The sequence below is a fragment of the Mesobacillus maritimus genome (assembly GCF_044803185.1).
In the GTDB taxonomy this organism is placed as follows: domain Bacteria; phylum Bacillota; class Bacilli; order Bacillales; family Cytobacillaceae; genus Mesobacillus_B; species Mesobacillus_B maritimus_B.
Genome location: NZ_CP085225.1, coordinates 3846075 through 3859455, shown reverse-complemented (window position 1 = coordinate 3859455; position 13381 = coordinate 3846075). Strand labels below are relative to the sequence as shown.

The following is a 13381-nucleotide window of genomic DNA, read 5'->3' as shown; positions in this document are numbered from 1 at the left end:
TTTTTAATGTTTGTGATAGGAAACGGAACCCGTTACTGATTCCCCAGCTCTCTTTTTGGTTTTCGTTTGTTCAATACCCTTTTTTATAGTCGACTAAGTTGATGTCAGGCGATTGACCTTTTAAGTAAAGTTTGAGATTCGGGATAAAAATATCTTCAATTACGCGCTTAGCATAATGTTCGGTGGCTCCCGCTGTGTGTGGCGTAACGATGACGTTCTCCATCTCCCATAGTGGACTTGTTTTGTCTAAAGGCTCTTTTTCAAACACATCAAGGCCAGCACCTGCTATTTGATCCTCAATTAAAGCGGTAATTAATGCTCCTTCGTCAACAATGGGGCCACGCCCGGTATTAATGAAGAAAGCCGTTTTCTTCATCAACTCGAACTGTTTTACCCCAAATATATGGCGGGTTTCCGCTGTTAACGGAAGAGTTACGACAACATAGTCACATTGTGGAAGTACTTCATTTAATTGATGTGAATAGTACATATTGTCTACAAATTGTTCTTGTCTTCCAGTATGACGGACACCTACTACGTTCATCCCAAAAGCTTTTGCAATTTTAGCCGTTTCTTTCCCAATAGCTCCTACACCAATAATCCCGATTGTTTTCCCGTGAATTTCCAAATTAAGTCCCGCATGATTCCATGTTTTTGAGGTTTGGTTTCTTACGTATGTATGAATTTTTCGCGTTAAGGCTAGCATTAGAGCAAATATTGTTTCACTGATAGGATAGGCATGGACTCCATTGGCACTTGTTAACCTGACACCAAAAGATTCCATTTTGTGTAGAGGCATGCTGTTTACCCCTGCACTCCATGATTGGAGCCAGCGTAATTTAGGAGTGGTTTCAAACATTTCTGTCATTTCTTTTTTCCAACCGACAATAATTTCAGCATCGTGTAAATGACTCTGCCAAATAGAAGGATCTCTCCCAGTAATCAGATTCCATTCAGGTGTTAATCTTTCAACAGCGTCTATTAGCCTATCGTCTATATTATGTGTAATGAGTAATGTTCTTTTCCCCAAGTTACTCCCTCCTTAGCGTGTTAATTAATGAAAAAAGGATTCTATTGCTCTACTATACCTTCTTTTCCCAAGTAGTAACACTCCTAACAATAAGTGTTTATTGATTTTTCAAAAGTAATAAAAAGAATTAAAAACTATTTTAGAAAGGGGAGCAGGGATTTTTAATTTTAGAAGGAAGTCTTAATAGAGGATTATTATTTTGTCAATAGTAGGAAACTATTAAATTTTTTATCATGGAAAAAGTTGAAAACATTTAAAGTCTAATTTTATCGGGAGGGGGAGGAAAGTAGATGTTATCTTTTGAAGAGAAAAAGGCTATTTTCCGTTCGTTTAACCTTGAAGAAAACCAAATTAGCAATGGAAGAGTTAATTTTAATTTTCCAGAAAGTAAACAAAGAGGTAAAGTCGTAGGCACACAGTTGCATACAAGCGGTAATGGATATGTGATAGGAAAGTACATGGCACCTGAAACCATAAAACAATATGGGCTTGAAATCGACCCACGTGGTTGGATTTCTATTAAAGAGTTTACGAAAGATCAGCTAGTAGATGTAATAACAGAAGCAATTAAGTCAATGTCAGCAGTGGAAAAGCAAGAAGAGACGATTCAAACAGAATTGGTAGCAGTACCGGAAGCAAATAAAGAAAATACTTCCGTAAACGAAAATCAAACCTCAGCTCAACAGAACAGACAGGCTCCTTGTGTTTCTCGATGGCTTTGGTGGATGAAAACAGTCGTTGAGTTTAACCGAATTATTTGGGGAGGAAGCATGGAAAGGAAATAAGATTGAATTAGTAGGGGGATGTTCGAGATAAAAAAACATGCTAATATAAATAACGGGTTCTGTTTTGAAGTACAAAATATGAGTTAACATTGCATTTCGTATAGTAATTCGCACTAAAATTAAAAAGCAATTTGGCAAGTTAATCAGAAAAGAAAAATGCTTGGAGACATATGCTCCAAGCATTTTTTATCCCAAGATAAGCCCGGTTCAGCGATTTCCAAATCTTCAAGAATTGCCAGGCGATAAGCTACTAAAATAAGGGGAGAAATTCCTCTTATTGGGGAAATAGCACGAAAAATAGATGAAATAGAGGGAAAGATTCCCCCTATTTACTCGAAAAACATGAAAATGGACCATTTTACTTTGCCTTAACGGGAAAAACTCCCCTTATTCAAACAATCAGAGGTTACATGGGGGTTTAAAAATGAAACAACTCCATTATATGGCTGTCATTAAATCACTTTAGGAAGGCTGATTTGTTTACCTCCTTTGTCTAACAATTAAAGAGATATCAAAAGAAAAATGCAAACGATTGCACAAAAATTAAAAATGTGATATTTTAATTTAGGGAACAGAGGAGGAAAGCAACATGAAAACAGTATGGTGGAAACAAGCCGTTGCCTAACAAATTTATCCACGATGTTTGGTTCATTGATACACGTTCATTGAAAGAAGGTCCTTACAGAGATTTACATATGGTATCCTGGCATAACTAGAACCGAACCGAACATACTAAACTTTTATTATGCAAGAGATTATAAACTTAAAAATTTTTAAAATGATTGCAAACGTTTGCTTGACGATTTGCTGAGGGGAGATAGGGAAAAATGAAATTTATGTCATTTGATTTTTGGCAAAAATTCGGAAAAGCGTTACTCGTCGTTGTCGCAGTAATGCCAGCAGCAGGGATTATGATTTCTTTAGGGAAATTAGTTGGGATGATGGGTGGAGATGTAACCCTTGTACATACCATCGCAGTAATCATGGAGGAGATAGGATGGGGAATCATTGGAAACCTTCATGTTCTCTTTGCTGTTGCAATTGGTGGTTCGTGGGCTAAAGAACGTGCTGGTGGAGCCTTTGCGGCACTAATTGCTTTTATCCTTATTAATCGAATCACAGGCGCAATCTTCGGTGTGAATAATGGGATGTTAGCAGACACTGAAGCAACTGTTACGTCTTTGCTTGGAAGTGAATTAGTAGTAAGTGACTATTTTATCTCCGTACTAGGAGCACCTGCATTAAATATGGGTGTTTTCGTTGGGATTATCTCTGGTTTCTTAGGGGCGAATCTCTTTAATCGATATTATAACTTTAGTAAACTTCCTCAATCGCTTGCTTTCTTTAATGGAAAACGTTTTGTGCCATTCGTTGTAATTGGCGGATCCATTGTAACTGCCGTTATTTTGGCATTGGTTTGGCCATTTATCCAAGGTTTATTAAATGATTTTGGTCGTTGGATTGCAACCTCACGTGATACAGCTCCAGTAGTAGCTCCATTTGTTTTTGGAGCCTTAGAGCGTTTACTATTACCGTTCGGGTTGCATCATATGCTTACAGTACCAATGAACTATACCGAATTAGGTGGGACTTATACGATTTTAACGGGTACAAGTGCTGGGACAACGGTGGCTGGACAAGATCCACTCTGGTTAGCATGGATTGCTGATTTGAATAATCTTCTTGCTGCTGGAGATACAGCTGGTTATCAAGCCCTATTAAACGATGTTACACCTGCACGTTTTAAGGTTGGACAAATGATTCTATCGACTGCGGCACTTATCGGGATTGCTTTTGCGATGTACCGAAATGTTGATAAAGACAAGCGAACAAAATACAAGTCAATGTTCCTATCTGCTGGATTGGCTGTATTTTTAACAGGGGTAACGGAACCAATTGAATTTATGTTTATGTTTGTTGCACCTGTTCTTTACGGAGCTTACGCGATTATGACTGGTTTGGCTTTTGCAATTGTTGATATCGTTAATATTCGTGTTCACTCCTTTGGAATTATTGAATTTATCACGCGGACTCCAATGATTCTCAAGGCTGGATTATGGCTTGATCTTGTTTACTTTGTTGTGGCATGTGTGCTATTCTTCGGACTAAACTTTACCGTTGCAAACTTTATTATTAAAAAGTTTAAATACGCTACTCCAGGTCGACTAGGAAACTATGTTGAAGAAGATAATAGCGATGTTGCTACTACTCCTTCTACTGGTTCAGATACGAAGCAAGCAGATGATTCTCAAGCTTCTACTATCATTGCGTTACTAGGTGGAGAAGAGAATATTGAGGATGTGGACGCGTGTATGACTCGTCTTCGTGTAACGGTAAAAGATATCGAGGCTGTTGCATCAGAGAAGGAATGGAAGTTAAATGGAGCACTAGGCCTTATTCTAAAAGATAAAGGTGTACAAGCAATCTATGGTCCAAAAGCGGATGTATTGAAGTCAGATATTCAGGACCGATTAGGAGCGTAAAGATGAAATTATTAACATTAAATTGTCATTCATGGCAGGAAGAAAATCAAATTGAAAAAATTAAAACACTGGCTGTAACCATTAAAGAGCAATCCTATGATGTGATTGCTCTTCAGGAAGTCAGTCAGAAAATGGGTTCAGAGCAAATGATTGACGGTTTAAAGGCAGATAATTTTGTTGTAGTGCTCCTCCAAGAACTAGAAAAGCTTGGGGTTACAGATTACAATTTCACTTGGGATTTCTCACATGTTGGATTTGAAATCTATGAAGAAGGTTTGGCAGTTTTAACAAAGCATCCAATTAAAAAGACTCATTCTTTCTTTATTACCCAATCACATGATACAAATTATTGGAAAACGAGAAAAATCGTTGGCGCAACAATCCAATACCACGGTGAGTTAGTATCGTTCTATAGCTGTCACCTTGGCTGGTGGGGAGATGATGAGGAACCTTATCAAACTCAGGTTGAATCCTTATGCAAAGCAGCCGATGGGGAAGGAACGAAGTATTTTCTGATGGGCGACTTTAATAATGATGCCAATATCAGGAATGAAGGTTATGACTATCTAGGGAGTAAGGGGCTTTATGATACTTATCATTTAGCCTTAGAAAAGGATTCAGGTTCTACGGTAAAAGGGAAAATCCAGGGGTGGGCAGACAATCAAAGAGATTTAAGAATTGATTTGATTTTGGCAAGTAATCCGTTTAAAATAGTCAAATCCAATGTTATTTTTAACGGTGAAAACAAGCCAGTAGTATCCGATCATTACGGATTAGAACTTGAAGTGAATTTATAAGGTTTTAAATCTCTAAAAGGTATCGCTCTTTACAGACGATACCTTTTTTACGTTTTGGAAACTAAAATATAAAAGAGTGTTTTGGGGGCTTTATTTAAGGTGTACTGCCTCAGCCAATTCAGGAAAGTCGATAAAGGGGTTCCTATTCCCTTGAATCATGTATATTGATTGATTTCGATGCTTTTCATACAGTGTTACAGGGAATTGCTGGTGCCAATGAATGAGTAAAGGAATATCGACCAAGACTCTAAAAGATTTCTTTATGGCAAGAGGATACCGCAACAAAAAATATAACATTGCTCTAGCGCTTTTCCCCTTGCCGTGTTCTGGTTCAAAGCGTTCATTGATTGTGACTCCGCAATGATTTTGTATGGGTTCAGTATCTGATTCGGGTGTATAGAAGTTGAAATCAGCGTAGGGAAAATTCGATCTTGAGATATTACAATCTGGTTGGCATGTAAAAAGATGATGCAGGTCGCCTTTCATTGGTTCAAGTGATTGGAACCACGATTGCGGGACTATATGTTCGGTGTTAAATTTGTATTTCCACTCAATGGATTTTAGCTCTTTTAAAGATACAAATTCGTTCTGGTCCACCTGATGGAGTGTTTGCATAAATTCTTCGTACTTTTCCTGAATGACTTCGTGATCTTTTTCGATCAAGGAAACTGGGTCCTTTTCTTCCCCTGAATAAATACTTTTCACTGTTCCGTCCGGGTATAAGTCTACCCATGTATATAAATACAAATCTTTACTTATAAAATAGGGAACATGATGTTTATGAGTTTTCGTTAATAGTTTTGTTAGATTGGTAGATAAACTGGAACAATCAAGTGAATAGTTCAACAAGGAGCCATAATATTGATTGATATCAATTTGGTTTTGCTTTTCACTAAAATAAAGTTCATGGTCTGCCTGAATTCGACGCTTATTAGCTCTTAAAAAAGCCATTTGTTTGGATAAGTCAATGGAATTAGAAGAGCTATCCCCAAGATACTTTATCTTTTTCCTCTTTTGTTCCTGTTTTTTTCGTTTACCCATATATTTCTCCTTAAGCCTTTGAATTTATTTTGTAACGTTGATTGGAGCGGAAATCAACAAACTCTTTTAACATATCTATATTATAAAAGATATTTTAATGAAGGTTGAATAGTTTGAGTTTTCATATATTCATTTTTTTTGAAAAATGGTAAACTAGTAAACAATACAAAATGAAGAAAAAAGCGAGGATAATCATGATTAAAGCAGTTTTTTTTGATTTAGATGATACCCTTCTTTGGGATCAAAAAAGTATTAAGGAAGCGTTTGTAGCCACTTGTAAACTGGCGGAGGAAAGATACGGGGTAGATTCGAGTCATTTAGAAGATGCAGTACGTGAAGCAGCTAGAGAACTATACTCTTCTTATGAAACGTTCTCGTTTACTCAAATGATTGGAATTAACCCTTTTGAGGGGCTGTGGGGAAACTTTCTAGACGATCATGAAGAATTTCAAAAACTAAAAAACATTGCCCCAGTATACCGCAAGGATGCATGGACAAATGGTCTGAAAAAATTGGGAATCACTGATCCAGAGTTTGGCTTGGAGTTAGCGGAGGCCTTTCCACAAAACCGAATGAAGCTTCCATTTTTATATGAAGAAACCTTTAAGGTATTAGATGCATTGAAGAGAGACTACCGGCTTTTGCTATTAACAAATGGTTCGCCGGATTTGCAACAAACTAAACTTGAAATTACAGCAGAGCTTGTGCCTTATTTTGAGCAAATTGTTATCTCTGGTGATTATGGTCGAGGAAAACCAGACCCAGGTATCTTTGATCATGCATTGTCACTTATGGGACTAGATAAAGAAGAAGCCATTATGGTTGGAGATAATTTAATGACAGATATCCTCGGAGCAAATCGAGTAGGGATGAAATCGGTTTGGATCAATCGTCACCAAAAAGAGCGAAATGAAGTTATGCCAACGTATGAAATCAAGCATCTTGAGGAGCTTTTCCCATTATTGGAGAAGTTAAAGTAAGTAATGTTTACTAACGCTGTAAAGAATTGTTAGTGGTTAGCAAAGAATGCAAAGTTTAAAGGCATCGGTATGGAGCCGATGCCTATTTTATACTCTTCTATTTAGATTTCTTTGTTTGTCCATATCTTAAATGACCTGCTTCTTTTTCCCCTTTTTGTTTATTCAACTTTCCTTTTAATTGAACATTAGGATAGCTAGTTTCTTTTTCATTCATATCAAATCACCTCCAAATAATAGTCTTTTCTTATTTCAAAAAGATTATGTTGGTGGCTTATTCCCCTTTAACTAGGCAACTAAAAATTTTCTCTATTTTAATTTTCGAAAAATACGTTAGAAATAATCACAAAACAGAGGATAACCCTGTCAATTTGCTTTATTCTTTTTTTAAGGCTCTTTTCTCAAACCTAGAAATAGATTGAGGGTGAGGTTAGGGCAGGAGTAAAAGTAAACCACAGGCATGGCCTATGTTTAATAATATATTTTCTGAATATTCTGCGATATAAGGAGGGTTTAACTAAACTTATGAAGAAGAGTAGTTGTAAAATAGGACACTTGTCACCGCTACCCGATACATAACAAAAAGGATGCCCTATTCAAAGATGAAATCATTACTCAAAATGGTGGAAACCATCAACATTAGGAGCTAAATAATCGGACAAAAGGGCTAAACCATTTTCTGTGGGGAGGGATTGATACACATACTCACTTAGCAATATCATTACTAGTAAAGAAATTGAGTTTTTTTACGATTTTAATTCCGAATATTCAAAAAAAAGGGGTGTTTATATGAAAAAGACGAGCAACTATTTAAAATCCCCAGACTTACTCCCTATTGCTCATGGTGAGCGAAAAATTGGCACATTCGGATTCGCGGTCATTTGGGTTGGGATGGCCATTGTTTTGGCAGCCTTCGCCATTGGTGGCGGTGGCATTATCAATCTACCGCTAGATATGGTTATACTTGCAACGATTATCGGTTCTGTCGCAATTGGAATCTTCATGGTTGTCATTGGGGACATTGGGGTGGAACACGGACTTTCCTTCCCAGTCTATATGAGGGCTCCATTTGGTACGATAGGCACCCATATACCATCAGTGGTTCGTGGGATAACCGCTTCATGTTGGTTTGGGATTAACACCTATTTTGGTTCAACCGCAATGAATGCAATCTTGAATTTATTATTTGGTTTTGATAATTGGTTTGTTTGTTTTCTAATTTTTGCTGCGTTACAGTTATTCAATACTTCACTTGGGATTAAATCCATCGAGCGGTTTGCCGACTTGGCAGCCCCGATTATCATTCTAATCTCTTGTTGGATGTACGTGACTTTATCAGATCAAGCTGCGGCACAAGGGAAGGATATTTGGTCATGGGTGGAAACGCCTGTTGCTGGAGGGTCGGTGTTTACAGCATTCATGGTTGTCATAATGGCAAATATGGGCTTTTGGGCAACGCTTGCTGCAGATATGCCTTCGTTATCGAGATTTTTCAAAGCTCCAAAGCACGAGCGGAATTGGTTTAAACGAAATAAAACACAACTTATTGGTAGCCTGGTTGTTATGCCAATATTTAATACTTTTATGGTCGTCATTGGAGCTGTATCTTATATAGCTGTATCGAATGCAGATCCTGTTGTCGCACTTCAAGAAGCAGCAGGTGGTTTTATATTGGGGATTCTTTTATTAATGATTGTTTTGGCCCAATGGTCAACGAATACGTCAGCAAATGTTATTCCGGCTGCGACGATTTTTTCAAATGTAGGTGGACCTAAGGTACCGTTTTGGGTTGGTGTTATCGTAGCGGGGATTATAGGAATCCTAGCTCAGCCATGGAGCTTATTCGGTGTTTTAGTTTCAGCACTCCTTATCATTGGTGGAGTCTTGTCTTCAATTGTCGGAATTCTTTTTGTTGACTATTATGTTATACGGAAGAGACGGGTCAATGTAGAGGAACTTTATGAAACGGAAGGCCAATACAAGTATTTAGGTGGTTTCAACCTAGCTGGTATGATAGCTTGGATCATCGGTGGTATTGCAGCAAATCTACTTCCGACATACTCCTCCATCGTTGGGTTTGCTGTGGGTGCAGTTGTTTATTATTTCTTAGCAAAAAACTGGTGGTTTGAAAAATACAAGCAAGCTGAAATTGAAAATCCAAGTGATGAAAAATATTTAGGCATCACTGTTGGACGTGATTGGAAGATTCCTGTCGACGAAGAGGTAGTGGTTGCTCCCGAGACTGTAAGTGAAAGAATTTAAAAAGGGGAGCAATGAGGACGCTAACTGTAAACAGTTTTTACAAGAACGACAGCATATTGACCATTTAATTAGGAAGAAGGTACAAAGTCAAATCGATTGTTGAGAATTTTAAGTGATGCTACGGCGATGTCATTCTCCAAAACGGTTCTAGCAATTTAATTTTTTAAATATGAATATGGAAAGGACTGGTAAACCATAAGCGGGCTAGCCAGTCTTTTTTCTAGTTTAAGATGGGATACAAATGGAAGTAGTTGAACTACAGGACGTGTTATATAACACAACCATTTTTAGAATGGGAGGTAAGTAGATGGGAAACAGGAAGGACGATGACCTCTTGATGAAAGATAAAGAGTATCTTTGGCATTCGATGAAGACCTATAGCCCGGACACTACCATGGTGGTTGAGAAGGCGGAGGGAGCATGGGTTGTTGATCAAAATGGGAAACGATATCTAGATGCAATGGCTGGGCTTTGGTGTGTAAATGTAGGGTACGGGAGGACAGAATTGGCAGAGGCTGCGTACGAGCAGTTAAAAAACATGGCTTATTTTCCCCTTACTCAAAGTCATCGTCCTGCCATTGAGTTAGCTGAAAAATTAAACGAAATGCTCGGGGAAGACTATGTCATCTTCTTTTCAAATAGTGGATCAGAAGCCAATGAGACTGCCTTTAAAATTGTAAGGCAATACCATCAGCAAAAGGGAGATGTTAACCGTTATAAATTTATTTCTAGGTATCGGGGCTACCATGGAAATTCGATGGCGGCATTAGCGGCAACAGGGCAAGCACAACGAAAATATAAATATGAGCCATTGGCTCCAGGGTTCATTCATGTTGCGCCTCCGGATTTATATCGGTCATCTGATAAAAAGGAGTCGAAACCAGAGGAGTTACAATCGGTTAAGGATATCGACAATGTGATGACATGGGAATTAAGTGAAACCATCGCCGGGGTCATAATGGAGCCGATTATCACAGGTGGAGGAATTTTAATTCCGCCTGATGCCTACTTGTCAGGAGTTAAGGAGGTTTGTGAAAAACATGGAGCTTTGCTAATTGTTGATGAGGTAATTTGTGGGTTTGGGCGCACAGGTGAGCCGTTTGGCTTTATGAATTACGGAGTCAAACCAGATGTAATTACGATGGCTAAAGGGATTACAAGTGCCTATTTACCATTATCGGCCACGGCAGTAAAGAAGGAGATCTATGAGGCATTCAAAGGGACGGAAGAATACGATTATTTCCGCCATGTTAATACATTTGGAGGAAACCCGGCAGCCTGTGCACTTGGGATAAAAAATCTGGAAATCATGGAAAATGAAAATCTGTTTTCTCGCTCAAAAAAAATGGGCACCTATTTAAAAGAAGGGTTATTGGATGCACTGCGTGACCATCCTCTTGTTGGTGATATCCGTGGCAAGGGGTTATTAGTGGGAATTGAACTGGTTAAAGATAGGGAATCAAAAGCTCCTCTTAATGTTGAATATTTAAATCAAGTTATTTCCGGCTGTAAACAAAAAGGAATTATAATCGGTAAAAATGGAGCTACTGTTGCAGGATATAATAATGTATTAAGTATGGCACCTCCATTAACAATTAAAAAGGAAGAAGTTGATTTTCTCATTAAAACTGTATCTGAGGAGATTGCTAAATTAATTCAAAGGAAAAAGGGATAAGTAGATGGTGTCAAGCCATCTGCTTTTTTTGAGGTCAGCTATACCGATTGATATGCCCAAAATCAAAAGCTCATTCAAAGAACGAACAAAAAGCGTATAACTCAAGGGTTGAGTTTTTAATTATGGCAGGATTATGATCTAGTATGATCGAAATTTAGGGGTAAGAGTCCGAACTAAAAGGGAGGAAATAGTATGATAATGGTCACTACAGATACCGTAGCAAATAAAAACATTGTTGAGGTAAAAGGTGTGGTTACAAGTAGCATTGTTCAATCGCGGAATATCGGAAAAGACCTTCTTTCCGGTCTGAAGTCGATTGTTGGTGGAGAGTTAAAAAGTTATACAGAAATGTTAGAGGATTCTAAAATAACGGTTAAATCACGGCTGATTCAACAAGCGGAACAAGTTGGGGCCAATGCCATCGTGGGACTGCGACTCGAGCTTTCAGCAGGTCAGGGTACTTCTGAATTAATTGGTTATGGGACTGCAGTTGTGGTTGAATAAGCATAGAAGATACGCCTTAAAAAGAAGCCTCGCCAAGTCTTTATCATCGCGATTGTTTATTTTGTAGTGAAGGGACGGAACTGGGTACTATTCAGTCTATAAAAGGCATAATGTGTAAAGTTTATACTTCCTACTAGTTGACTATGGTGTTTTAAGTAAAGGGAGGAGATTGTATGACCTTGGTTTCTCAGGATAGAACTAAAGGGGGAAATCCTTACACCTTTGAAGAGTTTGTGACAAAACGTGATCAAGTAGATTGGTTCCGCGATGATCCTTTTTTACGAAAGGTAGTAAAAAAATATACTGGGGATCAACATGAGGCAGTGGAAAAAGCCTTATTATCGTTTTCACCAACGGTTTCGAAAAAAATGAATCAATTGGCTGAGCGAGCAGCAAGACCTGAAGTTCGGCCGTATATGATGCATTACGATGCATTTAATAATCGGATTGACCGTGTCGTGCGCCCAATGGAGACTCAACAACTAGAAAAGCTAGTATTCGGAGAAGGATTGTTTTCGAGTAATATCGCTCCATGGGAAAGTTTTGTAAAACGCATGTTGATTCATCAGCTTGGGGAAGCTGGAGTTACTTGTCCATTAACATGTACCCATGGTCTTATTGCCCTTCTTGGTGAATTCCCTGATGCGGATTTGCCGGAACTTAAAGAGATCCTATTACATACAAAGGAAGGCTTAGATGGCGATTTCGCAATTGGTGCGCAGTTTATGTCTGAAATTCAGGGGGGCTCTGACCTTCCAGCAAATCTGCTTGAAGCTGTACCAGATGGTAAGCGCTATTATTTGTATGGCAATAAGTTTTTCTGTTCGGTAGCACATGCTGACTATTCGGTTGTCACGGCCAAGATTACTGGAACAGATAAAGTTTCAACCTTTATAGTCCCATCCTGGCTTCCGGGAGATAAGGAAAAGGAAAAGCGGAATGGGTATGAAATCAATCGAATTAAATGGAAAATGGGAACAGCCGAATTGCCTACGGGTGAAATTCAATACGATGGAGCTATTGCCTATCCAATTGGTCCTAAGGATAAGGGAATTGCGGTTGCAGTTGGGATCGTGCTTACTCTATCACGTCTCGAGATTGGGATTGCTTGTGCTGGATTTATGCTTCGGGCGTATAGGGAAGCGAGCCTCTATAGTGACTTCCGAACCGTCTTTGGTAAAAAGGTAAAAGATTATCCACTCTCAGCGAGAAAACTGAAATATATTAAAAATGCAGCTCAACGGACGACAGCCGGGGCTTTTAAAATTTATGACCTTTTCCTCAAACTAGAAAAACCACTTAATCCTGGCATAAAATCAGAGCAGCCAATGGAAATTAGAAAGCAATTGTTTAATTTAAGAGAGCTAGTTTTATTGCAGAAAATGTGTACAACAAATGAAGGAGCCGATGTACTTCGTGAGGCAATTTCAATTTTTGGTGGGCATGGGGTAATGGAGGAGTTTTCATCCTTACCGAGGATTTTCCGCGATGTGGTGGTCAATGAACAATGGGAAGGTCCAAGAAACCTGTTATTAACGCAAATCTACCGGGACCTTCAAAGAGTAGCAGAGTGGTATGCACCTGAAGAATTTGTTGAAAATGTACTTGAAGGGACTCAGCAGGAAACAATTGAACGATACTCTATCCAGTTAATTGATTTGCTACAAAAGCCTGTCCTAGGTGAAGTAGATGAAGCCTCAATGGAAGCTGCTAATGAATGGGATTCGTTTTGCGACGCGTTTTTCAAGGAATATCAGTCCGTGGCTTTACAAGAGATAGTATAGGGATCACAAAAGTAAAAACAGAGCTAGAGTTTTTTCTAGCTCT

General features: G+C 38.5%; 10 protein-coding genes. 8 read left to right on the top strand and 2 right to left on the bottom strand.

Annotated elements, in window-relative coordinates:
- Positions 1-70: 70 nt before the first annotated feature.
- Positions 71-1030 (bottom strand): D-2-hydroxyacid dehydrogenase, encoded by a 960-nt coding sequence (locus LG336_RS18660; protein WP_404328995.1) that lies wholly within the window; start codon positions 1028-1030, stop codon positions 71-73.
- Positions 1031-1320: 290 nt separating this feature from the next.
- Here LG336_RS18660 and LG336_RS18655 point away from each other — a divergent pair, with 290 nt between their 5' ends.
- The 3 genes from LG336_RS18655 (at position 1321) to LG336_RS18645 (ending at position 5095) form a co-directional block, all read left to right on the top strand.
- Entirely contained in the window at positions 1321-1815 is a 495-nt protein-coding gene (locus tag LG336_RS18655) for a hypothetical protein (RefSeq protein WP_404328994.1), read from the top strand.
- 827 nt (positions 1816-2642) lie between these two features.
- Positions 2643-4298, top strand: a complete 1656-nt coding sequence (locus LG336_RS18650; protein ID WP_404328993.1) for a PTS transporter subunit IIBC — start codon at positions 2643-2645, stop codon at positions 4296-4298.
- Between the two features lie 2 nt (positions 4299-4300).
- A complete protein-coding gene (locus tag LG336_RS18645) occupies positions 4301-5095 on the top strand; it encodes an endonuclease/exonuclease/phosphatase family protein (protein ID WP_404328992.1) in 795 nt (264 codons plus the stop codon).
- Positions 5096-5185: 90 nt separating this feature from the next.
- Here the strand turns inward: LG336_RS18645 and LG336_RS18640 are convergent, their stop codons facing one another.
- Positions 5186-6136, bottom strand: coding sequence for an endonuclease I family protein (locus LG336_RS18640; RefSeq protein WP_404328991.1), 951 nt, complete (start codon positions 6134-6136; stop codon positions 5186-5188).
- A gap of 194 nt (positions 6137-6330) precedes the next feature.
- On the opposite strand from LG336_RS18640, the gene LG336_RS18635 reads away from it, so the two are divergent.
- The 5 genes from LG336_RS18635 to LG336_RS18615 all read left to right on the top strand — a co-directional run bounded on the left by LG336_RS18635 (position 6331) and on the right by LG336_RS18615 (position 13338).
- The gene (locus LG336_RS18635) at positions 6331-7116 is read left to right on the top strand and encodes an HAD family hydrolase (RefSeq protein ID WP_404328990.1); all 786 of its coding nucleotides are present in this window, start codon (positions 6331-6333) and stop codon (positions 7114-7116) included.
- A gap of 786 nt (positions 7117-7902) precedes the next feature.
- Positions 7903-9375, top strand: a complete 1473-nt coding sequence (locus tag LG336_RS18630; RefSeq protein ID WP_404328989.1) for an NCS1 family transporter — start codon at positions 7903-7905, stop codon at positions 9373-9375.
- A 307-nt stretch (positions 9376-9682) separates the two neighbouring features.
- The gene (locus tag LG336_RS18625; RefSeq protein WP_404328988.1) at positions 9683-11050 is read left to right on the top strand and encodes an aspartate aminotransferase family protein; all 1368 of its coding nucleotides are present in this window, start codon (positions 9683-9685) and stop codon (positions 11048-11050) included.
- Positions 11051-11242: 192 nt separating this feature from the next.
- A complete protein-coding gene (locus LG336_RS18620) occupies positions 11243-11554 on the top strand; it encodes a YbjQ family protein (RefSeq protein WP_404328987.1) in 312 nt (103 codons plus the stop codon).
- Between the two features lie 173 nt (positions 11555-11727).
- A complete protein-coding gene (locus LG336_RS18615; protein ID WP_404328986.1) occupies positions 11728-13338 on the top strand; it encodes an acyl-CoA dehydrogenase family protein in 1611 nt (536 codons plus the stop codon).
- The last annotated feature ends 43 nt before the right edge of the window (positions 13339-13381 follow it).